The sequence below is a fragment of the Bradyrhizobium sp. USDA 4541 genome (assembly GCF_024171085.1).
GTDB lineage: Bacteria > Pseudomonadota > Alphaproteobacteria > Rhizobiales > Xanthobacteraceae > Bradyrhizobium > Bradyrhizobium australafricanum.
In genome coordinates this window covers 8,024,516-8,049,694 of the sequence record NZ_JALJZF010000001.1, presented here as the reverse complement: position 1 = coordinate 8,049,694, position 25,179 = coordinate 8,024,516, and the positions used below count along the sequence as shown (strand labels likewise).

The 25,179-nt window shown below is 64.8% G+C and carries 25 protein-coding genes; 11 read left to right on the top strand and 14 right to left on the bottom strand.

Features of this window, described 5'->3' with window-relative positions:
* Positions 1-49 precede the first annotated feature (49 nt).
* Complete coding sequence (locus J2R80_RS38555) at positions 50-949, bottom strand: CHAD domain-containing protein (RefSeq protein ID WP_233475682.1); 900 nt, start codon at positions 947-949, stop codon at positions 50-52.
* Positions 950-1,259: 310 nt separating this feature from the next.
* Here J2R80_RS38555 and J2R80_RS38550 point away from each other — a divergent pair, with 310 nt between their 5' ends.
* The 3 genes from J2R80_RS38550 to J2R80_RS38540 all read left to right on the top strand — a co-directional run bounded on the left by J2R80_RS38550 (position 1,260) and on the right by J2R80_RS38540 (position 3,520).
* Positions 1,260-1,685, top strand: a complete 426-nt coding sequence (locus tag J2R80_RS38550; protein WP_168857975.1) for a MarR family winged helix-turn-helix transcriptional regulator — start codon at positions 1,260-1,262, stop codon at positions 1,683-1,685.
* A gap of 86 nt (positions 1,686-1,771) precedes the next feature.
* Positions 1,772-2,539 (top strand): enoyl-CoA hydratase-related protein, encoded by a 768-nt coding sequence (locus J2R80_RS38545; protein ID WP_168857974.1) that lies wholly within the window; start codon positions 1,772-1,774, stop codon positions 2,537-2,539.
* A gap of 111 nt (positions 2,540-2,650) precedes the next feature.
* A complete protein-coding gene (locus J2R80_RS38540) occupies positions 2,651-3,520 on the top strand; it encodes an aldose 1-epimerase family protein (protein ID WP_168857973.1) in 870 nt (289 codons plus the stop codon).
* Between the two features lie 11 nt (positions 3,521-3,531).
* On the opposite strand, the gene J2R80_RS38535 is transcribed toward J2R80_RS38540, so the two are convergent.
* From J2R80_RS38535 to J2R80_RS38520, 4 genes are all read right to left on the bottom strand, one after another.
* Complete coding sequence (locus J2R80_RS38535) at positions 3,532-3,732, bottom strand: hypothetical protein (protein ID WP_168857972.1); 201 nt, start codon at positions 3,730-3,732, stop codon at positions 3,532-3,534.
* A gap of 83 nt (positions 3,733-3,815) precedes the next feature.
* On the bottom strand, positions 3,816-4,817 hold the full coding sequence (gene trpS / locus J2R80_RS38530; RefSeq protein ID WP_253640431.1) for a tryptophan--tRNA ligase: 1,002 nt from the start codon (positions 4,815-4,817) through the stop codon (positions 3,816-3,818).
* Between the two features lie 227 nt (positions 4,818-5,044).
* Complete coding sequence (locus tag J2R80_RS38525; RefSeq protein ID WP_057015250.1) at positions 5,045-5,893, bottom strand: Npun_R2479 family HD domain-containing metalloprotein; 849 nt, start codon at positions 5,891-5,893, stop codon at positions 5,045-5,047.
* Between the two features lie 1,126 nt (positions 5,894-7,019).
* Positions 7,020-7,754 (bottom strand): SDR family NAD(P)-dependent oxidoreductase, encoded by a 735-nt coding sequence (locus J2R80_RS38520; protein WP_253640430.1) that lies wholly within the window; start codon positions 7,752-7,754, stop codon positions 7,020-7,022.
* A 196-nt stretch (positions 7,755-7,950) separates the two neighbouring features.
* Between J2R80_RS38520 and J2R80_RS38515 the strand changes: the two genes are divergently transcribed.
* From J2R80_RS38515 to J2R80_RS38505, 3 genes are all read left to right on the top strand, one after another.
* Positions 7,951-8,364: a DUF3830 family protein gene (locus J2R80_RS38515; RefSeq protein ID WP_016843084.1), complete on the top strand. Its 414-nt coding sequence runs from the start codon at positions 7,951-7,953 to the stop codon at positions 8,362-8,364.
* 1 nt (position 8,365) lies between these two features.
* Positions 8,366-9,304, top strand: a complete 939-nt coding sequence (puuE, locus tag J2R80_RS38510; protein ID WP_057015251.1) for an allantoinase PuuE — start codon at positions 8,366-8,368, stop codon at positions 9,302-9,304.
* A gap of 141 nt (positions 9,305-9,445) precedes the next feature.
* Entirely contained in the window at positions 9,446-10,597 is a 1,152-nt protein-coding gene (locus J2R80_RS38505) for a mechanosensitive ion channel family protein (RefSeq protein WP_253640429.1), read from the top strand.
* A gap of 13 nt (positions 10,598-10,610) precedes the next feature.
* Here J2R80_RS38505 and J2R80_RS38500 read toward each other — a convergent pair whose 3' ends face one another.
* From J2R80_RS38500 to J2R80_RS38480, 5 genes are read right to left on the bottom strand one after another with little or no spacing between them, the layout of a single operon-like run.
* Positions 10,611-12,143 carry an ABC transporter ATP-binding protein gene (locus tag J2R80_RS38500; RefSeq protein WP_253640428.1) on the bottom strand — a complete coding sequence of 511 codons (1,533 nt, stop codon included), beginning with the start codon at positions 12,141-12,143 and terminating at the stop codon, positions 10,611-10,613.
* Positions 12,140-12,823 (bottom strand): cysteine hydrolase family protein, encoded by a 684-nt coding sequence (locus J2R80_RS38495; protein ID WP_057015253.1) that lies wholly within the window; start codon positions 12,821-12,823, stop codon positions 12,140-12,142. The genes J2R80_RS38500 and J2R80_RS38495 overlap by 4 nt, the downstream gene beginning before the upstream one ends.
* 19 nt (positions 12,824-12,842) lie before the next feature.
* A complete protein-coding gene (locus J2R80_RS38490) occupies positions 12,843-13,769 on the bottom strand; it encodes an ABC transporter permease (protein ID WP_253640427.1) in 927 nt (308 codons plus the stop codon).
* Position 13,770: 1 nt separating this feature from the next.
* Complete coding sequence (locus J2R80_RS38485; protein ID WP_057015254.1) at positions 13,771-14,880, bottom strand: ABC transporter permease; 1,110 nt, start codon at positions 14,878-14,880, stop codon at positions 13,771-13,773.
* Entirely contained in the window at positions 14,877-15,974 is a 1,098-nt protein-coding gene (locus J2R80_RS38480; protein WP_253640426.1) for a BMP family ABC transporter substrate-binding protein, read from the bottom strand. The genes J2R80_RS38485 and J2R80_RS38480 overlap by 4 nt, the downstream gene beginning before the upstream one ends.
* 373 nt (positions 15,975-16,347) lie before the next feature.
* On the opposite strand from J2R80_RS38480, the gene J2R80_RS38475 reads away from it, so the two are divergent.
* The 3 genes from J2R80_RS38475 to J2R80_RS38465 all read left to right on the top strand — a co-directional run bounded on the left by J2R80_RS38475 (position 16,348) and on the right by J2R80_RS38465 (position 19,428).
* Positions 16,348-17,619: an allantoate amidohydrolase gene (locus J2R80_RS38475; RefSeq protein ID WP_253640425.1), complete on the top strand. Its 1,272-nt coding sequence runs from the start codon at positions 16,348-16,350 to the stop codon at positions 17,617-17,619.
* A 199-nt stretch (positions 17,620-17,818) separates the two neighbouring features.
* Positions 17,819-19,057, top strand: coding sequence for an ATP-binding protein (locus J2R80_RS38470; RefSeq protein WP_253640424.1), 1,239 nt, complete (start codon positions 17,819-17,821; stop codon positions 19,055-19,057).
* Between the two features lie 137 nt (positions 19,058-19,194).
* The gene (locus J2R80_RS38465) at positions 19,195-19,428 is read left to right on the top strand and encodes a hypothetical protein (RefSeq protein WP_253640423.1); all 234 of its coding nucleotides are present in this window, start codon (positions 19,195-19,197) and stop codon (positions 19,426-19,428) included.
* Here J2R80_RS38465 and J2R80_RS38460 read toward each other — a convergent pair.
* Positions 19,376-20,347, bottom strand: coding sequence for a LysR family transcriptional regulator (locus J2R80_RS38460; RefSeq protein WP_253640422.1), 972 nt, complete (start codon positions 20,345-20,347; stop codon positions 19,376-19,378). The genes J2R80_RS38465 and J2R80_RS38460 overlap by 53 nt on opposite strands.
* Before the next feature lie 86 nt (positions 20,348-20,433).
* Here J2R80_RS38460 and J2R80_RS38455 point away from each other — a divergent pair, with 86 nt between their 5' ends.
* Entirely contained in the window at positions 20,434-21,504 is a 1,071-nt protein-coding gene (locus tag J2R80_RS38455; RefSeq protein ID WP_141340943.1) for a YeiH family protein, read from the top strand.
* Between the two features lie 63 nt (positions 21,505-21,567).
* On the opposite strand, the gene J2R80_RS38450 is transcribed toward J2R80_RS38455, so the two are convergent.
* On the bottom strand, positions 21,568-22,581 hold the full coding sequence (locus tag J2R80_RS38450) for a formamidase (RefSeq protein ID WP_028339439.1): 1,014 nt from the start codon (positions 22,579-22,581) through the stop codon (positions 21,568-21,570).
* Positions 22,582-22,806: 225 nt separating this feature from the next.
* Between J2R80_RS38450 and J2R80_RS38445 the strand changes: the two genes are divergently transcribed.
* Positions 22,807-23,484, top strand: coding sequence for a cysteine hydrolase family protein (locus J2R80_RS38445; RefSeq protein ID WP_076824447.1), 678 nt, complete (start codon positions 22,807-22,809; stop codon positions 23,482-23,484).
* Here J2R80_RS38445 and J2R80_RS38440 read toward each other — a convergent pair.
* Both J2R80_RS38440 and J2R80_RS38435 read right to left on the bottom strand, forming a co-directional pair.
* On the bottom strand, positions 23,481-24,305 hold the full coding sequence (locus tag J2R80_RS38440; protein WP_038383999.1) for a carbohydrate ABC transporter permease: 825 nt from the start codon (positions 24,303-24,305) through the stop codon (positions 23,481-23,483). The two genes, J2R80_RS38445 and J2R80_RS38440, sit on opposite strands and share 4 nt — an antisense overlap.
* Positions 24,302-25,153 (bottom strand): carbohydrate ABC transporter permease, encoded by an 852-nt coding sequence (locus J2R80_RS38435; RefSeq protein WP_229191509.1) that lies wholly within the window; start codon positions 25,151-25,153, stop codon positions 24,302-24,304. The genes J2R80_RS38440 and J2R80_RS38435 overlap by 4 nt, the downstream gene beginning before the upstream one ends.
* Positions 25,154-25,179 lie beyond the last annotated feature (26 nt).

Here is a 25,179-nt window from a genome sequence, read left to right as displayed (position 1 = left end):
CTCAACGCGAGCGGTATCCGCGCGCCGACGGAGTTGCGCTGACGCGCGTTCAGTCGGAGATTTTTCGATAGACCGCCGCGGCGTGGCGCAGCAGCCGGCTCTTGCGCTTTCGTTCGTGCACGCGCTGGTGCTTGGCCTTGCGCTCGTGGGCGCGTTGCGCGGGTGCATCGACGCTCTCGAGCAGCCCGCGACGCACCTCGTCATCGTTCAATTCGCCGAGCAATTGCTGTCCCTTGCGCAGATGCTTCAGGATGATCCGCCATGACGCGTATTCGTCGGGGGGCAAACCGCCCTCCGAGAACTCGATCGCGTAACGCAGCCGCTTGCTGGCGAGACGGACGCGGTGGCGCTTGTTCTTGCCCATGCCTTGCAGCCCGCGACTCTTCTGGCACAGCTTGCCATGCCACCGCGCCAGCCGCCGCGCGTGAAACACCGCGACCGGCACGGCTCGCCGCTGCGCGGCGCGAGGGTCCTGCCGCGTGGTCCAGGGGCCGCTGCCGACCCAGTCCCACATGCCGTCGAACCATCGCCAGTATCGATCGCTTTGCAACGCCTCCTTGAGCGCCTCGAACGCGTCGGTTCGCGCCGTCTGGAGCATGCCTTCTTCAGGCAGGCCCTTGCTGTTCTCGATCGCGACGTCGAGGTCGCGCGTGGCGCCGAGATGGGCGCTCAGCCATCTCAACTCGGATTTCAGTCGCGTCCATTCGGTGTCCGCCACCATCGGCCCATAGAAGGCGATCGCCGCCTTCAGCCGCGTCAGCGCGATACGGGTCTGGTGCAGCGCGGCGGAATCGCCGGAACTTATGGCCTCGTGATTGGTGGCGACTTCCTCGAGGCATTCGGACAGGATCAGGCGAAACGCGGTCTCACAGCGCATGGCTTCGCTTAGATGGCGCGGCCGCTTTGGGCGGACAACACGCTCCTTGGCCGGACTTGCCGCTAACGTCATGACACTCTCGTGACCCCGCCGGTGCCGCAACGCAACCGGGCGGCTTTCGGGTGGGAAGATTTCCCGTTTGATCGATGTCGATCAAGGATTTTCTGCTGGGCCGCAGTGCGACGATCCAGCAACAGGATCAAAATGTCGCAATCAACCCGTCGGCGGGAGCTCATTCCAGTCGATATGCAGGCCGGGCTTTTGAGGGAACACCATGGTTTCGAGCACGCCGCAAAACCAGCCAGCGGACTTCGCTGCAGCACCAGATATTTCGTGCACGAAGTATCTTGATATTTCGCGTGCGAAATATATAACGGACGGCATGAAAGCGGAACACCGGCTGATCTTTCTTCTGACCGTGGCCTATCGCCGGTTGCAACGCGCCATCGAGCAGGAGACGGCCACGCACGATCTGACGTCGGCCCAGGCCGGCGTGCTGTTCTTTCTCGGGCGCAATGACGGCGCGCTGATCGGCGACGTCTCGCAGGCGCTCGACATCGTGCCGTCGGCGATGAGCGGGCTCGCCGACCGGATGGAACGTGCAGGCCTCGTGAAGCGCCGCCGCGATGGCGAGGACGGCCGCAGCCAGCGGCTCCACCTGACCGCCGCGGGACAGGAGTTCGGCAAGCGCGCCGCAACGCGGACCAGGGCGATCAATAACCGTCTGATGGACGGGTTCTCGGACGCGGAGATCGACGTGGTGTCGCGCTGGCTGACCAGCCTGCAAGACAAGTTTCCGAAGGACTAAGACAGCTAGAGCGTTTTCAAGCGAAGTGGCTACCGGTTCGCGTGAAGAAGACGCGTCAAGCAGGAACCGAGCAACAGGAGTGAAGCATGAGTGAAGTGGTCGTAGTGCTGGACGGCGGTGTCCTCACCGTGACGATGGCGCGCCCGGACAAGAAGAACGCGATCACCAACGCGATGTATGGCGCGATGGCCGATGCGCTCGAGCGCGCGGAGGGCGATTCCGCGATCCGCGCCGTGCTGCTGCAGGGCGACGGCGACAGCTTTACCGCGGGCAACGATCTCGCCGATTTCGCGGCGGTGTCGCGCGGCGTGCAGGGCGAGCGCCACGTGACGCGCTTCCTCGCCGGACTTGCCAAGGCGACGCGGCCGCTGGTTGCCGCCGTGCAGGGCAATGCGGTCGGCATCGGCACCACTATGCTGCTGCATTGCGACCTCGTCTACCTCGCGCCGACTGCGCGGCTGATCACGCCGTTCGTCAATCTGGCGCTGGTGCCGGAGGCGGCGTCGACCTATCTGCTGCCGCAGCGCATCGGCTATGCGCGGGCCTATGCGATGTTTGCGCTCGGCGAACCGGTCGAGGCGGAGACCGCGGTCTCGATCGGCCTCGCCAACGCGGTCGTGCCGCTCGCGGAGCTGCGCGCCAAGGCACGCGCGGCGGCGGACGCGCTGGCGAAGCGGCCGTTCGGCTCGCTCCAGCACACCAAGGCGCTGATGCGCGACCCCGCCAGGATCAGCGCGCAAATGGCGCGCGAGGGCGAGATCTTCCAGGAACGGCTGATGAGTGCGGAAGCACGCGAGGCCTTTGCCGCCTTTGCCGAGCGCCGCCAGCCCGATTTCTCCAAGATTACCGGCTAGGCCCGGAGCGTGGGCCGCCCCGCGTGGGCGGCGCTATTGCTTTGGGGTTGACGGCCTCGCCGGCTTCGAACATCTCCTGTCGGGGCATAGTGCGGCCCGGCGAGGCAAGGCATGAGCGACAGTCACACGCTGCGCGGCGATGGAATCGCCGCGACTATTTTGGCGCAGGGCGCCGAATTGTCGTCGCTCAGAAATGCCGACGGGACCGAACTGTTGTGGCAGGCCGGCCCGCAATGGCCGCGCCATGCGCCCATCCTGTTCCCGATCGTCGGCCGCTTGAAGAACGATACGCTGCGCCACAACGGCAAGACCTATCCGATGACGCAGCACGGCTTCGCGCGGGATCGCCGCTTTGCCTGGGTGGAGCAGGGGCCCCGATCCTGCAAGCTTGCGCTCACCGACGATACGGAGACGCGTGCGCGCTATCCCTTCGCGTTCAGGCTCGAGGTCACCTATTCCGTTGATGGCGCCGATCTCGATGTCGCCTTCGACATCGTCAACACCGGCGCCGAGACGCTGTCGGCCTCTCTCGGCGGTCATCCTGCCTTCAACTGGCCGCTGTTTCCGGGATTGGCAAAGGAGGCGTACGCGTTGACCCTCGCGAAGGATGAGCCGGCGCCGATCCGGCGGCTGACGGAGGGACTGATGCGGCCGCAGGCCGAGCCCTCTCCGATCAAGGGCAGCGTGCTGGCGTTGTCGGAGCAGTTGTTCGACGACGACGCCATGATCCTCGATCAGGTCGCGAGCGCATCGGTCCGCTTTGCTGCTGCGCAGGGGCCTGCGATCGAGGTGTCGTGGCGCGGCTTTCGCGAACTTGGCATCTGGTCGAAGGTCGGTGGCGCGGCGTTCCTCTGCATCGAGCCGTGGTACGGTTTCGCCAGCCCTGTCGAATTCGATGGCGAGTTCGCCGGCAAGCCCGGCCTCATGCACATCGCGCCGGGTGCGCGGCAGTCACTGGGCTATCGCATTCGCGTGAGCTGACGAAGAACAGGTCAATGGGCGCGGGGGCTGAGCGCACTGGTGATCGCGCCGACCGATGGCGGGTTCTCGTTCGCCCAGGCCTCATGCGCGGCCAGGTCGCGGTAATGCTCGGCCATGCGCAGCAGCCGCTCGCGGATGCCGGCTTCTTCCTCGCTTTTGGCCTGATCGGTCAATTGCGCGGCGCGTTCGAGAAGCGTTTTCGGATCGATCACGACAAGCTCCAAATCCGGTTTTCGCCAAGCGGACAACCCTTACAGGCAAGCACAGTTCCTGCCTTGGTTTGATGACAGCGCATTCAGAGCTGGAACACGCCGAGTCCCGCCATCACATCGCGCTTGGTGCGCTCGGTGATCTCCCGGGCTTTCGAGGTTCCGCGCCTGATCACGTCAGCGACATGGTCGCGATCGCCCGCCAGTTCGGCGCGCCGGGTCCGGATCGGTGCGATCAGGGCTTGCAGGATGTCCTCCAGCCGCCGCTTGACGGCTGCGTCGCCGAGACCGCCGCGCCGATAGCGTGCCTTCAATTCCTCGACGGCGTGGTGATCGTCGTCGAACGCGTCGAGATAGCTGAAGACGACATTGCCCTCGACCTTGCCGGGGTCGCCGACGCGCAGATGATCGGGATCGGTGAACATCGCGCGCACCGCGGCCGTGATGGCACCGGGCGAGGCCGAGAGCGCAATCGCATTGCCGGCGGATTTGCTCATCTTCGCGCGCCCGTCGACGCCTAGCAGCCGTCCCGCGCGCGGTATGACGGCCACCGCCTCCTGTAGGAGCGCACGACCGGCGAGCGCGTTGACACGCCTGATGATCTCGTTGGTCTGCTCGATCAGGGGAGCCTGGTCCTCGCCGACCGGCACGACGGTCGCCCGAAACGCGGTGATATCGGCGGCCTGCGTCACCGGGTAGCACAGGAAGCCCGCAGGGATGTCGCGTCCGAATCCGCGGGCGCGGATCTCGTCCTTGATGGTGGGATTGCGCTCCAGCCGCGCGACGGTGACGAGGTTGAGATAGAGCATCGACAATTCGGCGAGCGCCGGAAGCTGCGACTGCAGGCAGATCGAGGTTCGTTCGGGATCGATTCCGACGGCGAGATAATCCAGTGCGACCTCGATGACGTTGCCGCGGACCTTGCCGATGTCGTGCGCGTTGTCGGTCAGCGCCTGCATGTCGGCGAGCAGCAGGTATTGCTCATGGCTGTCCTGAAACGCGAGGCGGCTTCTGAGCGAGCCGACGTAATGGCCGAGATGCAGCGGCCCGGTGGTGCGGTCGCCGGTGAGGATGATCGGTTTGGTCACGGCTTATCTCCATTCGGTTGAATGGGGACACCGCAGGCGGGCTGGATGAGGTGAAAGAAAAAGGCCGCCCAATGCGGCGGCCCCGAAATGCATGAACGCGTTCGGCCCGCCTGTCAGTCGGCGAGCCACCAGAGATTGGCGATCAGGATCGAGCGGTTCATGGCGTGAGCCGTAAGGCAATCGAACGAGCGGGTCAAGACGGCATAGCCAGTTATTCTTCCACCCGGCTATGCTCGAGTAATCGCTCCCCTGTGCTCCTCCGAGAACACGTGCGCGTAAAGGTTGGCGATCCATTGCTTACCTTCCTGCGTGACCCGCAGATATCGAAGTGCGTCGCCGATATAGGGGCAGACGGCCTTCCAGAAGAAAGCAGGGTACGCTGCACGTAGATCATCGGGAGTCTGATATCCGAGTTTCTCGCTTGCGCCAGTCTCCTGAAATTCGGCAAACAAGGCTGACGTCTTCCGCAAATAGTCAATGTCGGCCAATTGGCCGATCAAATCCGCGGCACGAAGCAGGCCGGGATAATCCGCCGTACTGGTATGTTCTTCTTCCCCCGGTACCGGAAAGCGCGTGTGCTCGATGTTCGCCTCGATTTCCTTTGTGTCGATGGAGGTCAGGCTCACCTTGCCGAAACGCTCGCGGACGAAGAGCTTGGATCGTGTCACATGATAGGGGGTCAAGGATGCGTCCGTGGCTCCAGCAGATATCCGGACGCGATCACCGTTTTCGTTACAAACATAAAGTCCGTCCCGGTCGCCTCGACATACCCCGCGTACATAGCCGATGTCGTGGCATAAGAGCGAAATCATGAAATGGAGCCAGTCGCGCGGCCTGACACCGCCTTCGCTCGTATGCTTGCCGAGTAAAATGTTCTGTCCGACCAACGTCACCATGATGGTGTGGTTCATGTCGTGGTAGGCCGCATCGCTATTGGCAATATTCTCCAACGCGAGGCGCCCAACGAAACCGATGATGTCCGGATAGGCGGGCTCGAGGATTCCGTAGATTTGGCCGTATGTACCCTTGAGTTGATCGACAAACGCTTGGATGACAATTTGAGTTGGGTTGAACATGATCGCCTCCAATGCGCGGATGCTATGCCGGTTTGGGTATTTCGTCACCGGGTTGTTGGTCCCGCGAATTGGGCCGGAGCCTAGTAGCCCGGAGGCCTGTCGAGCCCTGGTTTTGAGGGCTACCGGGATGAGGCAAGGCTGAACCACCGCTGATGGCCCATCGCGATCAATGCACCCGACCGCCAAACGGTCCGCTGTGAGGTGCATACCGGATCTTGCCGAGACCGGGCCAAACGGTCGCGATTGGACCCGAAGTGGGCAGTGGGGCCAGTAACGAGGGTGGACCGAAGCGCGCATGTATCCGCCCATGGCTCCCAACTTCCGTCAATTTTTGATCGCCATGTCAGATGTGGAAATTCTTGCCGAAGCGTGGCGATAGGAGTCACGCGATCAATGCTTTCATTCCAAGTGATTTGCAGGACGAGTAATGAAGAACGCAACACTGTTGGCCCTTGGTTTGTTGGCGGCGGGAGTTTGGTCACAAGACAGCGCGAGATGTCAGACCTCGCTTTCCCCTCCGCTTTCGCTTGCGCCGCCGCCGCCGGATGAGAGATCGGCATCTCCGGGCGCAACCAACAGCGTCTGGCCGCCGACGGCGACCGCTAAGAGTTCGGTACCGCCCCGGGCCGCTGAAGATTCTTTGCCACGCTCCACTGCCCCGCGATCTGCCACTGTCGAACACACGCCGGTAGAGTCAGGCAGCGCTTCGCCAGCACAAGTGATCGACAGGTCGCCGCCGTCGGCTAGACCGGTCCCCGATTACGATGGTTTTAGCGTCGGCATCGGCGACGACACGTCAAGCCGGACGACGCGACCCGTCAGGTCACACCGGGCAAAGCAGCCCAAGCTCGATCAAGAAGCGGATCGTGTCTCTCGGCAGCAATCGGTCGATCCCGGGGACGATGACAAACTAAAGGGCAAGCTTACGATTTGCCGCGGCTGCAAGTAGCAGGCACCACTCCGGACGGACATTTGAATTGGCCCGTCATTTTGCGGGACACTTGCGATGCAAGAGTCCGGAGTTGGCCCATCGCGACATATTCCGATGCTGCACAAAATGACCGCTATAAGGACAAAGCGGACGTAAGCTTCATCGCATGATGCCGCTGGGCTTATGGGTACGTGCCTAGTTGAACGCCATGCCGCCGCTCATCGCGATGGTCTGTCCGGTCATGTAGGGATTGTTGACCAGCAGCATCACGGCTTGCGCGACCTCCTCGGCGGTGCCGAAACGGCCGACCGGGATGCGGCTGACCAGCTCGCTCTGTCCCCTCATCATGTCGGTCTCGATCAGCGAGGGCGCGACGGCGTTGACGGTGATGCCCTCCTTGACGAGGCGCGCGGCATAGCCGCGGGTCATCCCCTCCATCGCCGCCTTGGATGCATTGTAGTGCGGCCCGATCGAGCCGGCGCCGCGCGCCGCGCCGGAGGAGATGTTGACGATGCGGCCCCATTTCCGGGTGCGCATCATCGGCAGCACCGCCTGTGTGCAGAGAAACGCCGATTTGAGATTGACCGTGATGGTGCGGTCGAAATCCTCTTCGGTGAGGTCGTCGACACCCCTGACGATCGCGATGCCGGCATTGTTGACGAGGATGTCGACCGGGCCGAGCTCGGATTTGGCGCGCTCGACCAGCGCGGTGACGGCGGCAGCTTCCGAGACGTCGGCGGCGATCGCGACGGCGCGGCCGCCGGCGGCAATGATGCCCTTCGCTAGCGTCTCCGCCTCGGCCGAGCGCTCGCGATAATTGATGGCGACGGCTGCGCCGGCATCCGCCAGCATCTTGACGATCGCCGCGCCGATGCCGCGCGATCCGCCGGTCACCAGCGCCACATGTCCGTGCAGACTGCTTGTTGTCATCAAGGTCACCCTGTTCGACGTACCCTCGCAGGCTCGCAAACGGGAAGGCGCGGCGCAATGCAACTCTGCTCAAATCTGCGTTGGAGGCCGCCGCGCGGCGAAAAACCGGCTTCCGGGGCCGGAATCGGCCTTGCGTCCGGCCCGGGCCGGCGGCAATGGTTGGGACATCACTTCTTTGCGCACCCACGAGAGATCGATGAGCAAACTGATTGTCCGCGCCGGCGAGTTCACCTTTGATGCCCGTTTCGAGGAGCAGCTCGCGCCGAAGACGGTCGCCGCGTTCCGCAAGGCGATGCCGTTCGAGAGCCAGGCGATCCACGTGCGCTGGAGCGGCGAGGGCGTCTGGATGCCGCTCGGCGATCTCGACTTCGGCGTGTCCTACGAGAACCACACCAGCTATCCGGCGCCGGGCCAGATCATCCTCTATCCGGGCGGCATCAGCGAGACCGAGATCCTGCTCGCCTATGGCGGCGTGCACTTCGCCAGCAAGATGGGCCAGCTCGCCGGCAATCACTTCATCACGCTGACCTCGGGGCTGGAGAACCTCACCGCCTTCGGCAAGACCGTGTTGTGGAAGGGCGCGCAGAACATCCGCTTCGAGGAAATCTGATGTGACCGAGGCCCGCTATCCGCGCGATCTCCGCGGCTACGGCCGCAATCCGCCCGATCCGAAATGGCCCGACGCGGCGCGCATCGCCGTGCAATTCGTGGTCAATTTCGAGGAGGGCGGGGAGAACAACATCCTGCACGGTGATCGCGCCTCGGAAGCGTTTCTGTCCGACGTGCTCGGCGCGCAGCCCTGGGTCGGCCGGCGGCACGCCAATATCGAGACGATGTTCGAATATGGCGCGCGCGCCGGCTTCTGGCGGCTGTGGCGGATATTCACCGAGCGGAAGCTGCCGGCCACGGTGTTCGGCGTCGCGATGGCGCTGAAGCGCAATCCGGACGTCGTCGCCGCGATGCAGGAGGCGGGCTGGGACATCGCGAGCCACAGCCTGCGCTGGGTCGAGCACAAGGACATGTCGGAGGACGAGGAGCGCGAGGAGATCGCCCGCGCCATTGCCGTGCATGCCGAGGCGACCGGCGCGCGGCCGCTCGGCTGGTACACCGGCCGCTCCTCGATCAACACGCTGCGGCTTCTAATGGAGGCGGGCGGCCTGCGCTATCTCTGCGATTCCTATGCCGACGATCTGCCGTACTGGATCAAGGCAGCCGGCACCGAGCCGCATCTCGTGATCCCCTATACGCTCGATGCCAACGACATGCGCTTCATCAACGCGCAGGGCTTCGGCGGCGGCGAGGAGTTCTACACCTACCTGAAGGACAGTTTCGACGTGCTCTATGCCGAGGGCGCAACCTCACCGAAGATGATGTCGATCGGTCTGCATTGCCGCGTCGTCGGGCGTCCCGGCCGCGCCGCCGCGCTGATGCGCTTTCTCGACTACATCCAGAAGCACGAGCACGTCTGGGCGCCGACCCGGCTTCAGATCGCCGAGCATTGGCACGCCAATATGAAGCATCTCGCCGCGGAAGCGTTTGAGATCGGCTAGCGCCGGTGCCACTCCAGCCGAATTGACGCAACATCCTGCGCATTCGAATTGCATCGGGTGAATTGCTGCGTTGCACAGACGTCAGAAGCGATCCCGGATTCCACGCGTTAGCAGCCTGCAATGCGGGAGCAGGCGGGTTTCATGCAAGACGTCCAGGAGATCGTAACCGGATTGGAACACACATTTCGCTGGGTTCCGGATTGGGTGGTCGGCCTCGTCCTGATCACGGCTGCGATCGCCGTTGCGCTCATCGTTCACTCCATCGCGCAACGCATCGTCCATCGCATGGTGGGACCAAAGAATTCCGTCGCGCCGATGCTGCTTGACCGGACAGCCGGTCCGTCACGGCTGGCGCTGTGTCTTGCCGCCGTCGCGCTGGTGTTGCCATTGGCGCCGCTCAACGATCTGCTGCGGCTGACACTCAGCCATTTCTTCGGCGTCGCCGTCATCGCGCTGATCGGCTGGATCTCGATCCGCGCCGTCGACATGGCGTCGGCTAGATATCTCGATAAATTTCGCCTCGACGTTGCCGAGAATTTCCTGGCACGCAAGCACGTCACCCAGGTGCGCGTCTTCAAGCGGGTCACCGACACGCTGATCGTCATCATCGCGGTCTCCACCGCGCTGATGACGTTCGACTCGGTCAGGCAATACGGCGTCAGCCTGTTCGCCTCCGCCGGCGCCGCCGGCCTGATCGTCGGTCTTGCCGCAAGGCCGTTGCTGAGCAATCTGATCGCCGGCGTGCAGATCGCCGTCACCCAGCCGATCCGGATCGAGGACGCGGTCATCATCGAAAACGAATGGGGCTGGGTCGAGGATATCGCCTCAACCTATGTCGTGATCCGGCTGTGGGACTGGCGGCGCATGGTGGTACCGCTGTCCTATTTCATCGAGCGCCCGTTCCAGAACTGGACGCGCGACGCGCAATCCCTGATCGGTGCGATTGCGCTGCATGTTGATTATAGCGCCGACGTGCCGGCGATCCGCAAAAGGCTGGAGCAGGCGGCGAAGGAGTCGCGGCTCTGGGACGGCGCGGTGGTCAATCTGCAGGTGATCGACACCCACCCGCGCACCATCGAGCTGCGCGCGCTGATCAGTGCACGGAATGCACCGCAATCCTGGGACCTGCGTTGCGAGATCCGCGAGAAGCTGCTGGCGTTCATCCGTGACGAGATGCCGGACGCGCTGCCGCGCGATCGGGCGATCCTGGCACCCGCGGTCGATGATTTCGGCCGGGCGTTCCTGCGCGGCGCGCCGGCACGGCAGCGCGCGGCGGCGCCGGCGCGCAGCTGATCCGTGATCCGCTCTAGTGCCCTGCCATGTGCCGGCCGATCTCGGTGAGATCGGCCTCGCTGGCGCGGGCCTCATGCACGAACGCGCCGTGGAACATCACGACCAGCCGGTCCGACAGCTCCAGCAGCTCGTCGAGGTCCTCGCTGACCAACAGCACCGCCGCGCCCCGGTTGCGGGCGGCCATGATCTCGGCGTGGATCTGCGCCACCGCCGCGAAGTCGAGCCCGAAGCAGGGATTGGCGGCGATCAGCACCTCGACGTCGCCCGAAAGCTCGCGCGCCAGCACCGCGCGCTGCACATTGCCGCCCGACAGCGCCGCGATCGGCGTCTCCGGCGTGCGGGTCTTGATCTTGTAGCGGTTGATCTTGCGCTCGGCGTCGTTGCGGAAGGCGGCACGGTTCAGCCACCAGCCGCCGCGCGCGAACGGGGCGCGATCGAACTCGCGGAATGCGATGTTGTCGGCGACGCTCATGCCGCCGACGCAGGCGTTCTTCAGCGGCTCTTCCGGCAACAGCGACATCCTGTGGCGCCGCATCTCCGCGCGGCTCGCCGCATAGGTCTCGCCCTGGACGCGGATCACGCCGCTCTCGGCCTCGCGCTGGCCGGCCAGGACCTCCACGAGCTGGCGCTGGCCGTTGCCGGAGACGCCGGCGATGCCGACGATCTCGCCACTCTTCACGGTCAGCGACACGCCGTGCACGGCGATCGCGCCGGCATCGTCAAGCGCGGTGAGCCTGTCGAGTTCGAGCCGGGCCACTCCGGTCTCGCCGGTGCGCGGCGGCTGCACCGTCAGCTGCTCGGCGCCGATCATGGTGCGGGCCATCTCGTCCGGCGTCAGCTCGGCGACCCGGCCGCTGCCGGCAAGCTTGCCGCGACGCAGGATGGTCACCTCGTCGGCAAAGGCCATCACCTCGCGGAACTTGTGCGTGATCATCAGGACGGTGAGCTCGCCCGCGACCACCATCGCGCGCAGCATGCCGAGCACCTCGTCGGCTTCGCCCGGCGTCAGCACCGAGGTCGGCTCGTCCAGGATCAGGAAGCGGCGCTTCAGGTACAGCTGCTTGAGGATCTCGCATTTCTGCCGTTCGCCGGCGGAGATGTCGGAGACCTTTGCATCGAGCGGCACCTTGAACGGCATCCGCGCCAGGAAGGCCTCCAGCTCCTTCTTCTCCTTGCGCCAGTCGACCACGGCAGGCACGTCGTCGCGCGCCAGCACCAAATTCTCGGCGACCGTCATCGCCGGCACTAGGGTAAAGTGCTGGTAGACCATGCCGAGCCCGAGCGCATGCGCGTCCTTCGGATTGGCAATGGCCTGCTGGCGGCCGCCGACGAGGATGTCGCCTTCGGTGGCGTGGTAATAGCCCATGATGCATTTGACGAGCGTGCTCTTGCCCGCGCCATTCTCACCGAGCAGCGCGTGGAACGAGCCGGGACGCACCTTGAGCTCGACATTGTCGAGCGCTGTAAAATCGCCGAACCGCATCGTCATGGCGATGGCGTCGACGCCGAACGCGCCTGATGGTGCGGGCGGCTCGCCGATGATCACGACAGCGCCCCGATCAGGTCGGCGGATTTGGTCACCGCGCCGAACACGCCGCCCTGCATCTTGATCATCTTCAGCGCGTGGTCGTGATTGCCCTTGTCGGTCGCGCCGCAACAGTCCTCGACCAGCACGCATTCGAAGCCGCGATCGTTGGCCTCGCGCATCGTGGTGTGAACGCAGACATCGGTGGTGATGCCGGTCAGCACGATGTTCTCGATGCCGCGCAGCCGCAGCATCAGTTCGAGGTCGGTGGCGCAGAACGAGCCTTTTCCGGGCTTGTCGATAACAGGTTCGCCCGGCAGCGGCGCGAGGTCGGGAATGATCTCCCAGCCGGGTTCGCCGCGCACCAGGATGCGGCCGCAGGGGCCGGGGTCGCCGATGCCGGCGCCGATCTGGCGCGAGCGCCAGCGTTTGTTGGCGGGCAGGTCGGCCAGATCAGGCCGGTGCCCCTCCCGCGTATGGATGATGTGAAAGCCCTGCGCGCGCATCACCGCGAGCAGCTTCCTGATCGGCTCGATCGGCGCCCGGGTCAGCGAGAGGTCGTAGCCCATCTTGTCGACATAGCCGCCGACGCCGCAGAAATCAGTCTGCATGTCGATGATGATGAGCGCGGTATTCTGCGGCCGCAGATCGCCATTGTAGGGCCAGGCGTAGGGCTCGGACTTGATGAAGCGCTCGGGCATGGAATGATCTCGCGAGATGCTATCGGGTGATGGACAATTCGGCGGGTGCGCCGGTCAGCATGCGCTTCGGCGAGCAGGTGATGATCATGATTGCGAGCGTCAAGATGTAGGGCGCGGCGTTGAACAAATGATAGCCGGAGGTGATGCCGACCGATTGCAGCGCGGGCCCGAGCGCGGCGGCGCCGCCGAAGGCGAGCGAGGCCCACAGGCACAGCATCGGGTCCCAGCGCGCGAAGATCACCAGCGCCACCGCCGTGATGCCCTGTCCCGAGGAAAGGCCCTCGTTCCAGCTGCCGGGATAGAACAGCGACAGGAACGAGCCGCCGATGCCGGCGAGGAAACCGCCGACCATGGTGGCGCGCAACCGGATCAAGAGCACCGAATGGCCCATCGCGCGCGCCGCATCGGCGCTCTCGCCGGCGGTGCGGATCAAGAGGCCCCAGCGCGTGGTCCTGAAGGCCCAATAGAGCAGCGGCGCGATCGCGACGCCGATCAGGAACAGCACGTTGATGCGCAGCGCCGCGCGGACCTGCGGGATGTCGCTCCACCAGCCGAAATCGATCGCCGGCAGCCGGGCCGCCGTCGGCTCGATCAGCGGCTTGCCGAGGAAGAACGCGAGCCCCGTGCCGAGCAGCATCAGCGCGATGCCGACCGCGATGTCGTTGACGCGCGGCAGCGAGCAGATGCCGGCATGCAGCGCGCCGAACAACGCGCCGGTGATGCCGGCCGCGAGCACCCCGAGCCACGGCGAGCCCGACAGATAGGAGATGCCGTAGGCGCTCATCGCGCCCATCACCAGCGTGCCCTCGAGGCCGAGATTGATGCGGCCACTTCGCTCGGTGATGCACTCGCCGAGGCTGACGAACAGGAACGGCGTCGAGACGCGGATGGCGCCGCCGAACACGGCGAGCGGGACGGTCCAGAGGCCGAGCGATGCGTCCGCCATGTCAGGACTTTCCCTTCAGGAAGCCGATGCGCCCGTAGAGCGCGTCGCTGGCCAGCACGAACACGAAGATGATGCCTTGCAGCACCAGCACGGAGGCATCGGGCAGGCCGAGGCGCCGCTGCAACAGGCCGCCGGAGGCCGAGATGCCGCCGAGCAGGATCGCCACCGGAATGATCGCCAGCGGATTCTGCCGCGCCAGGAACGCGACCAGGATTCCGGTGAAGCCGTAGCCCGCCGCGAGGTTGGCGTTGGTGCGGCCCTGCACGGCCGCGACCTCGATCATGCCGGCCAGCCCGGCACAGCTGCCGGCGAGGAAGCACACGGTCAGGATCAGTTTGCCGACACTGAGGCCGACGATCTTGGCGGCGCGGATGTTGCCTCCGGCGACGCGCGCGGCGAAGCCGAAGGTGGTGTGATAGATCAGGATGTAGGCGGCGATGGCGGCGACGAGGCCGAACACCAGGCCCCAATGCACGTCGGTGCCGGGAATGGTGCCGATCATGTTGGCGGCGCCGATCTCGCGCGTCGACGGCTTGTTGAGGCTCGCCGGATCGCGCATCGGCCCCTCGACCAGATGGTTCAGAATCGCAAGCGCGATATAGACCAGCAGCAGGCTCGAGATCGTCTCGTTGACCCCGCGATATTGCCGCAGGCCGCCCGACAGCGTGATCCAGAGGCCGCCGCCGATCATGCCCGCGATCACCATGGCGATCTGCACCACGATCGGCGCCGCGCCCTGCAGCGCCAGCGCCGCCGCGGTCGCCGACAGTGCACCGATCAGAAGGGCGCCTTCGCCACCGATGATCACCATGCCGAGCTGTGCCGGCAGCGCCGTGCACAGCGCGGTCAGGATCAGCGGCGCGGCGCGGGTCAGCGTGTTCTGCCAGGAGAAGGCGGTGCCGAACGCGCCGTAATACATGTAGAAATACAGATCGAGCGGGTTCTTGCCGTAGAGCGCGACAAAGCCGCCGAACACCGCGAGCGCGCCGACCAGCGCCGCGGCCGGGATCAGGATGTATTCGATGCTCGCGCCGTGGCGCTGGAGGAATCCGGGATCGGCGGCCGGAGCGATGCCGGCCGCCTCCACCGATTCCGCCGTTTCCGTCGTCACGCGGTGGCTCCGATCACGCCCTCGACGAGATAGTCCATCTTCTCGAGCTCGGGATCCTGCTGGCCGCGATCGGTGCCGGACGCGATCACCGTCTTGCCCTTGTTGTCGACGAGCGGGCCCTTGAAGATCGTAAACTCGCCGGCCATGAACTTGGCCTTGACGTCGTCGGCGTGCTTGCGCGCCTCGGCGGACACCATCTCGCCATAGGGCGACGCCTTGACGATCTCTTCCTTGAGGCCGCCGCGATAGAAGTTCGGGATCGCTTCGCCGGCGGTGATCATCTTGACGAATTTCGGATAGAGCGCCTCCCAATTCCACTCGGCGCCGGTGAGATAGGCCTTCGGCGCCAGCGGCGACTGGTTGACGTGATAGCCGCATACGAGAGCGCCGCGGCGCGCGGCGTTCTCGACCATCGTCTTCGGTCCGTCGACATGGCAGGTCAGCACGTCGACGCCCTGGTCGATCAGGCTGTTGGTAGCCTCGGCTTCCTTGACCGGCATCGACCAGTCGCCGGTGAAGATCACCTGCGTGGTCGCCTTCGGATTGGCGAGCCGGGCGCCGAGCGTGAACGCGTTGATGTTGCGCAGCACCTGCGGGATCGGCTTGGCGGCGACGAAGCCGAGCTTGCCGCTCTTGGTCGAATAGCCGGCCACGATGCCGGAGATGTATTGCGCCTCGTCGATATAGCCGAAATAGCTGCCGGCGTTCTTCGGGTCCTTGTCGGACCACAGGCCGCCGCAGTGCTCGAAGCGCAGTTTTGGAAACTTGCCCGCCATCTTGAGGACGTGCGGGTTGTAGTAGCCGAACGAGGTCGGGAACATGAGCGTGGCGCCGTCGAGATTGATCATGGACTCGATGGTCTTCTCGACTGCATCGGTCTCCGGCACCTTTTCTTCCTCGACGACCTTGATGCCGGGAAGCTTCTTCACCGCCGCGGCTCCTTGCGCGTGGGCCTGGTTGTAGCCGTAGTCGTCGCGCGACCCGACATAGATGAAGCCGATCGTGGTTTCCGCTGCCGCCGCGCCACGAATGCCAAGCGTGCCGCCGAGCGCCAGTGCGGCGCTGCCCTGCAATAAATGCCTTCTTGAAATCATCGCCTGCTCCCTCCAGCGGGTCCGGCCCGCCTGTCCTTGTCGCAGCCGCCTGGCGGCGGAGCTTGGGGGAAGTGTCGCAAGCTTCATGCCAGAGCATGTTTGGCAATCAGTTCTCAGTAAGCATTTGAATATACGTTGGAATGATGATTGCTCCCAGATAGCTCGGAAGCTGATTGAGACCGGTTTGCCTATTTTATGAGCGATCGATCGCTGTTGTATGCAATGCCGTTAAGCAGTCGCTAACCGCCGGACAGCCGGTGCGAGCCCGGTCGGGGCCGGTGCACGAGGCGCCAATTGCCGGCTGGTGAATCGGATCGGGCCTGCTACGAGTGAAGCGGGCTCCGCCGGCCACGTTGGACTGATGGGAAACAGCATGAGCGAGACAAAACCGTCCTCGAAATCGTCTTCCCTTGGCGAAGAGATCGTGGCGCGGATCGATCAGCTCGCGACGATCTCCGAGACGCCGGAGCATCTGGCGCGAATCTTCCTCACCGACGAGCATCGCAAGGCGGCCGATCTCATCCTGTCCTGGATGCGCGAGGCCGGCATGAGCGCGCATCTCGATGCGATCGGCAATGTCTGCGGCCGCTACGAGGGCGAGCGGCCGGGGCTGCCGGCGCTGATGCTCGGCTCGCATTACGACACCGTGCGCGACGCCGGCAGATGGGACGGCCCGCTCGGCGTCATCACTGCGATCGCCTGCGTCGCCGATCTGAACCGGCGCGGCAAGCGGCTGCCGTTCGCGATCGAGATCGTCGGCTTTGCTGATGAGGAGGGCGTGCGCTTCGCCTCGACCCTGCTCGGCAGCCGCGCGGTGGCCGGCACGTTCGACGAGAGCGTGGTCAACACGCGCGATCGCGCCGGCATCTCGATGCGCGATGCGCTGGTCGCCTTCGGGCTCGATCCCGATCATATCGGCAAGGCGGCGCGCGCCCGCCGCGAGCTGCTCGGGTATGTCGAGCTGCACATCGAGCAGGGTCCCGTGCTGGAAGAGAAGGCGCTGCCGGTCGGCGTCGTCAGCGCGATTTCGGGCGCGACCCGGCTTGCCGCCAGTCTCACCGGCGTCGCCGGCCATGCCGGCACGGTGCCGATGAAGCTGCGGCGCGATGCGCTGGCGGGTGCTGCCGAATGCATCGTTGCGATCGAGCAGTTTTGCAGGTCCGACGAACAAGGCCTCGTCGGCACCGTCGGCTATGTCAACGCGATGCCGGGCGCCACCAATGTGATCCCGGGCAAGGTGTCCTTCACCATGGATATCCGCTCGCAGAACGACATGCATCGCAAGCGCGCCGTCGCCGACATCGTGCGGCAGATCGAGGCGATCGCAAAACGCCGCGACCTCGCCTTGCAGATCGACGTCACCCACGAGAACCGCAGCGTGCCCTGCGCGCCGTGGCTCAAGGCGCAGATCGCCGAGGCCGTCGCGGCCGAGGGCTATGCCGCGTTCGAGCTGCCGAGCGGGGCGGGGCATGACGGGATGGCGATGGTGGATGTCGCCGATATCGGCATGATCTTTCTGCGCTGCCGCGGCGGGATCAGCCACAATCCGGCCGAGCATGTCGAACTCGCCGATGCCGACATCGGCGCGCGGGTGCTGCTGCGCGTCGTCGAGAATTTTCGTCCGCACGTTGCAGTGAATAGCTGAAATTGCGCGCTTCGCAGGCCTGCGCCGAGGGGCGCTCGCTGCCCACGTTGCGTCAGCACGCCGCAGGCACTGGTCAGGGGCCGCTGCCGGCCCGACCCATGCCTGATCCGGACAGATCAGACCACCGTTTCCGGCTCAGCTGGCCTATTTGCGGGCCGGGCGTGAAGCGCTAGACTTGGTGCAACGGGGGGTAGTGGACATGAGGTCGTCCGTCGTCCAGGACGTTCAGTTCCCAAAACAACCGGCGCTGCAGCTGATCTATGACACTGCACCGATCGGGCTCGCCTATCTCTCACCGGATTGCCGTTACCTTCAGATCAACCAGCGGCTCACCGAGATCTGCGGCATTTCGGTCGAAGGTCACCTCGGGCGCACGGTGCATGATTGCGTGCCCGCGCTGGCTTCGGCCGTCGAGGGTATCGTTCGCTCGATCATGGAGACCGGAGAGCCCGTCACCGACGTGGAGGTTTACGGCCAGCGCCCCGGCCACAATGACGAGCGATGCTGGATCACGCATTGGCATCCGCAGCGCGAACCGAACGGCAGCATCGTCGGCGTCAACGTTGCGGCCGAAGAGATCACCGATCGCAAGCGCAGCGAACGCGAGATCCGCGCCGCGCGCGATGCAGCCGAGAAGGCGTTGCACCATCTGCAGGAGACCCAGGCGTCGCTGATCGAGGCGGAAAAGCTCGCGGCGCTGGGCCGGCTGGTGGCCGGCGTCGCGCACGAGATCAACAGTCCGGTCGGCACCAGTCTCACCGTCGCCTCGGTGCTGGAGCAGAAATGCGCCGACTTCGCTGCCGAGGCTGCGCGCGGCAAGCTGAAGCGATCCAGCCTGAGCGATTTCATCGAGGTCGTCGAAAGCGCCTCGTCGCTGCTTGTCGGCAACCTCAAGCGCGCGGCAGACCTGGTGCAATCGTTCAAGCAGGTGGCCGTCGATCGCAGCTATTTCGACCGGAGCCAGTTCGATCTCGGCGCGGCGACCGAGCAGGTTCTCTCGAGCCTGCGTCCGGCCTTGCCGAAGAACAACCTGGCGCTTGAGGTCGATTGCCCGCCCGGTCTTGCCATGAACAGCTATCCCGGCCCTTATGGCCAGGTGCTGACCAACCTGTTCGTCAATTCGGTGGCGCATGCGTTTCCGGATGGCAAGGGCGGCATCATCGCGATCCGGCTCCGCGCCTCAGGCGCGGACCAGGTCGAGATCCTGTTCGCCGACAACGGTTGCGGGATGGATCACGACGTGCTGCGGCAAGCCTTCGATCCATTCTTCACCACGCGCCGCGATATCGGCCGTATCGGGCTTGGTCTGCACATCGTTCATAACATCGTCACGAACCGGCTGGGTGGAGAGCTCCATCTCGACAGTGCACCGGGCATGGGGACACGCATGCGCATCACGCTGCCACGCGTGGCGCCGCAGCGCGTGACCGATAGTTGATGGCTACAGGCGACGCCGAGAAGGAAATGCTCCCCGGCTTTCTGGCCGGAAAACGTCCTTCCAAGTAACCGCCGCAAAAGGCATTCCACTACCCTTGCTTCCGCCCCCGTCGTCGCGACATTGTCAGGATATTCCTGATGGTCACGACGATGAGCCAATCCGCATTCGATCCCTTCGGCGAGCCGGTCCCCGCGGTCGATCCTTCGATCGCGAGCGAGGGCGTGTCGAAATGGCTGAAGACCGCGGGCACCAGCGTGTTCTGGGTGCTGGTGATCGGCATCGTGCTGGCACGGGCCGTCTATTTCGAGCCCGGCGTGTTCAGTTTCGAGCATGCCGTTGCCTGGGCGCAGGGTCTGTTCGCCGCGCTCTAGCCGCAGGTCCGCGCGGCGCCGTCCTGGCCCTTTGCGCCTCCCGGATGATCCCCTCGAACGCGACCGCCGCTGGCACCTCGAGCCGGCCGGGCGATTTCAGTTGCCAGAGCGTGCGCTCGATATGGATGCCCTTGATCGGGATCACCTTCAGCTTTCCGAGCTTCACTTGATCGTCGATCGTTGCGATCGACACGATGGCGACGCCGACGCCTGATGCCACCGCCTGCTTGATCGCCTCGGTGCTGCCGATCTCGAGCGTCCGCTGCGGCTCGACGTGGTGGGCCGCCAGCGCCTGCGCGACGACCTCGCGCGTGCCTGAGCCGGGTTCCCGCACGATCAGGATCTCGTCGTTCAGCGACCGGATGTCGATCGGCCCCTGGACCGCTGCGAAGCGATGATCCGGACCCGCAATCAGCGCCATCACGTCGGTGCGCCAGGCTTCGCTGATCAAATTCTCGTCCTCGACCGGCCCCTCGACCAGCGCGATCTCGATCTCGTGTCCCAGCATCAGCGCGGCGATGTCGCTGGTGTTGGCGCTGACGACATGCAGATCGATGCCGGGAAAGGCGCGGTGGAACACGCCGAGATATTCCGGGATCATGTAGGTCGCGATCGTGGTGCTGGCGCCGATCCGCAGCGAGCCGCTGTCGAGATTGCGCAGCGCCTGCAATTCGTCCTCGGCGGCGCGTTCGGCCGCGAACAGCGTCTCGGCATGCCGCGCCAGCGCCGCGCCCTCCCGGGTCGGCCGCACCCCCTTCGGCGTGCGGTCGAGCAGCCGGCAGCCGACCTGCAGCTCGAAATCCCGCACGCCCTTGGAGATCGCCGGCTGGCTGATGTGCAGGAGGTCGGCGGCGCGGGAGAAACTTCCGGTTCTCGCCACGGCCGCGAACAGGCGGAGCAGATGCAGGTTGAGGGACATAACTTCTCTCTATCGGGGCAGTCCGAAAATATATTAGCCAAGAGGGGTGCCATGGCGCATAAAATCTTCTCCGAAAAGAGGATTTTGTGCCGGAACAAGAACAAGACCAGGGGCAGAAGCAGGGGGCGCTGCGGCGCATATTCCAGCTCATTCCGGGGATTCTGCTCTGCGGGGTCGTCACGGTCATCTCGCTCGGCATCCAGGCCGCCGAGGAGCGCGTTTTCGACCATCCCTATATCGAGGCCCTCGTCGTCGCGATCCTGCTCGGCATGGCGGTGCGCACCGCCTGGGAGCCGTCGGCGCGCTGGCGCTCGGGCATTGCCTTCAGCGCCAAGCAGCTGCTTGAGGTCGCGGTGATGCTGCTCGGCGCCTCCATCAGCTTTGCCGCGATCGTGGCGTCGGGCGGGCTGCTGATCGGCGCCATCGCGGTGACCGTCGTGATCATGCTGGCGGTGAGCTATGGCCTCAGCCGGATGCTGGGGCTCAAGACCAAACTCGCGATCCTGATCGCCTGCGGCAATTCGATCTGCGGCAACTCGGCGATCGCGGCGGTGGCGCCGGTGATCGAGGCCGATGGCGACGACATCGCCTCGTCGATCTCGTTCACCGCCATTCTCGGCGTGCTGATGGTGCTCGGCCTGCCGCTCTTGATCCCGCTTCTGAAGCTGACGGCGACGCAATACGGCATCCTCGCCGGCCTCACCGTCTATGCCGTGCCGCAGGTGCTGGCAGCGACCGTGCCGGCGGGCATCGTCAGCACCCAGATCGGCACGCTGGTCAAGCTGGTGCGGGTGTTGATGCTGGGCCCGATCGTGATCGGCCTCTCGCTGCTGGTGGCGCGGCGGCGCAAGGCCGGCGCCGCCAGGGAGGGCACCTCGAAGGCCGCCTCGATCAGCCCGTTCAAGCTGGTGCCCTGGTTCATCATCGGCTTCCTGGTGCTGGCCGCGTTGCGCTCGTTCCAACTCGTGCCCGATATCGCGATCGCGCCGGTGACCAAGACGGCGGCGATCCTCACCGTCGTCTCGATGGCAGCGCTCGGGCTCGGCGTCGATGTCCGCGTGCTCTCGACCGTCGGCGGCCGGGTGACGGCCGCCGTCACGCTGTCGTTGATGCTGCTGCTGGGCTTGAGCATCGGCCTCGTGCACTTCTTCAAGTAGAGCATGATCCGGAAAAGTGTGGAGCGGTTTTCCGAAGAGATCATGCTCACATCAAAGGGCCGGCTACTCGGCGGCCTTCGCGGTCTTGCCGAACATCCGTGTCGGTGCGGGAAAGCCGCAGGACGTGCCGTCGGTGATCTTGACCTGATCTTCCCAAGGCAGGCGGAAGCGGCCGGACACCATGTCCTGCATGAACGTGTAGGGGCAATCCATCGCACCGCCCTTCACCGCGACATAGCCGCGGTGCCAGAGCTGATAGATGTTGTTCTCGACGCCCCAGTTGATCCGCGCCTCGCGCACGAGGTCGGGCCGCACCTCGGCGGTGATGATCTCGTCGGCCCGCCCCGTGGTCCCGTGCGCGATGATGCTGCCGTCGAAATTGACGATCATGCCTTCGCCCATCGAGTCGAACGACCCGTCCGAGCCGCACATGCAGACATTGGCCGTCACCATCAGGTTCTGGAACGCGTTGGCCTGGTTGGTGAAGCGCCAGCTGTCGCGGATCGGCGCGGTGTAGCCTGCGGTGCGGATCATGATCTCCGCGCCCTTGTAAGCGCATTCGCGGGCCATTTCCGGGAACATGCCGTCATGGCAGATGATCAGCGCGATCTTCGCGCCTTTCGGTCCATCGATCACGGGAATGCCGATGTTGCCGGGCTCCCACGGCTCGACCGGAATCCAGGGATGGAATTTGCGGTAGTACAGCTTGATATCGCCGTGATCGTCGATGATCAGCCCTGAATTATAGGGATTACCATGCGGGTTGAACTCCATGATGGAGAAGCAGCCCCAGATCTTGTTCTCGATGCAGGCCCGCTTGAAAGCCGCGACTTCAGGCCCGTCGAGCCGGCACATGATCTCCGGGTTGGTATCCATCGAGAGGCCGTGCAGCGAGTATTCGGGGAACACGACGAGGTCCATGGTTCCGAGGTTGCGCCGCGCCTTGCCGACCATCCATACGATGCGCTCCGTCTGCCGTGCCAGGTCGGACCTTGTCGCAACCACAGGCAACTGCAGCTGCACCAGTCCGATCACCACGCCATTTGGTGATTTGTTGAGACCGCCAAGTCCATTCATGCCTGTCCTCCCGCCTGTTTGAAATGGGCTGTCATTTCGCGAACGATGGTCTTCGTTCGGTCGGGCTCCCAGTTAGCAACGATCATGCCAGCAAGATCGCAGAATGCGCAAATGCAGCGTACGGTCACATGCTGATCGGGATCGCCGCGATGCGCCGCATCATTGCGCAATGGCACGCGGTTTGCTTAATCAAATGCGGGTTTTCTCGCATTCGGGGCGTGCGTCATGGCGAATTCAAGCGGGACGATCGCGGCGGAGCCGGCGCCGATCACGCTCGACTGGAGCAGGACCGCGCTCGTCATCATCGACATGCAGCGCGATTTCATGGAGCGAGGGGGCTTCGGCGAGACGCTCGGCAATGACGTCAGCCGGCTTGCCCGCGCGGTGCAGCCGATCGCCGCGGTGCTCGCGGCGGTGCGCGACGCCGGGCTGCTCGTGGTCCACACCCGCGAGGGCCATCTGCCCGATCTCTCGGACGCGCCGCCGGCGAAGGTCGAGCGCGGCGCGCCGTCGCTTCGGATCGGCGATCCCGGACCGATGGGACGAATCCTGATCCGCGGCGAGGCGGGGCATGACATCATTCCCGAGCTCTATCCGCTCGACAGCGAGATCGTGATCGACAAGCCCGGCAAGGGCGCGTTCTACGCCACCGAATTCGGTGACATCCTGCAGAAATACGGCATCGAGAATCTCTTGGTCTGCGGCGTCACCACCGAGGTCTGCGTCAACACCACGGTGCGCGAGGCCAACGATCGCGGCTACCGCTGCGTCGTGATCTCCGACGGCTGCGCGTCCTACTTCCCGGAATTCCACGAGATGGGTCTGAAGATGATCAAGGCCCAGGGCGGCATCTTTGGTTGGGTCACCGATTCAGCTGCCGTGCTGGAGGCGCTCGGGGACTAGCCGCCTTTCACCGCACCCGCCGTCAGTCCCGCCACGATCTGCCGCTGCGCCATCACGGTGAGCAGCAGCACCGGCGCCGTCACGATCAAGGCGGCGGCGGCGAGCGGGCCCCAGCTCAGCTGGTCGAACGAGATCATGTTGTAGACCGCGACCGGCAGCGTGCGGGTCTCACGCCCGGCCAGCACGATGCCGAACACGAAATTATTCCAGGAGAAGATCACCGCGAGGATGAAGGCAACCGCAAGGCCGGGCTTTGCGATCGGCAGCGCGACATGGCGGAACACCTGCCAGCGCGTCGCGCCGTCGATCAGCGCAGCTTCCTCCAGCTCCAGCGGCGTGGTCTCGAAATAGCCGATCATGATCCAGATCACGATCGGCACCGTGACCACGAGATGGATGATGATCTGCGGCACCAGCGTGCCGAGCAGGCCGAGCCACTGGAACAGCAGGAACAACGGGATCAGATACGACAGGCCCGGCGTGATGCGCGCGATCAGGATCACGATCGCCGATTTATGCGCCGCCATCCGCGCGATGCCGTAGCCGGCGGGCACGCCGACCAGCATCGCAAGCCCCGTGGCGCAGCCGGTGACCACAAGGCTGTTGCTGAAATAGGTCAGGAACCGGTTGGACGCGAACACGTCGGCATAGTTCTTCCAGGCGATATGCTCCGGAAAGAACACCGGCGGATAGGAGGCGTTGTCGATCTCGAATTTGAGCGACAGCGAGGCCATCCAGAGGAAGAACAGGATCGCCGGCGAGACGATGACGAACACCGACAGCCAAAGCCCGATCCGCCCGAGAATCTGGCGCGGGTTCATGCCTCGCCCCCGAGTTCAGATGTCCACAGCAGGCGCTTGCGCAAGTAAAGCAGCAGTGCCGCCAGCGCCACGATCAGGAGGAAGAACACCACCGCGATCGCCGAGCCGTAGCCGAGGTCGTAATAGACGAAGGCGACGCTGTAGAGATAGACGTTGATGGTCTCCGACGCCGAGCCCGGCCCTCCTTGCGTGATCGCGAAGATGATGTCGAAGCTTTTCACCGCGTCGATCATGCGGATCATGCCGGCGATGAACAGGAACGGCATGATCAAGGGCAGCGTGATGAAGCGGAACACCTGCCAGAAATTGGCACCGTCGATCTGCGCGCTCTCGTAGGGTTCGGTCGGGATCGCGGCGAGGCCGCCGAGCACGATCAGCATCACCAGCGGCGTCCATTGCCAGGTCTCGACCAGCACCAGCGAGGGGATCACCGTCGCCGGGTTGAACACCCAGAGCTGCGGCGGCAGCCCGACCAGCGACAGCAGATAGTTCAAGACGCCAAGCTGCGGGTGGAACATCATGGTCCACACCAGCGCGATCGCCACCGGCGTGGCCATCATCGGCATGATGAAGATGCCGCGCAGGAAACCGCGCGCGGCGAATTTCTGATGGAATACCACCGCCGCCAGCGTGCCGAACACCAGCGGCAACAGCACTGACAGCGCTGTATAGGACAGCGTGTGCCCGACCGCCTCGACGAAGCGCGGATCGGTCGGCAGCCGCAGATAGTTCGCGAGCCCCACGAACACGGTCGGCGAGCCGACCTTCCATTCCTGCAGGCTCATCCAGATCGTGAAGACCCACGGAAAGATGATCACCGCCAGCACCACGACGAGCGCCGGGATCACGAACGGCCAATAGGACGGCGGACGCC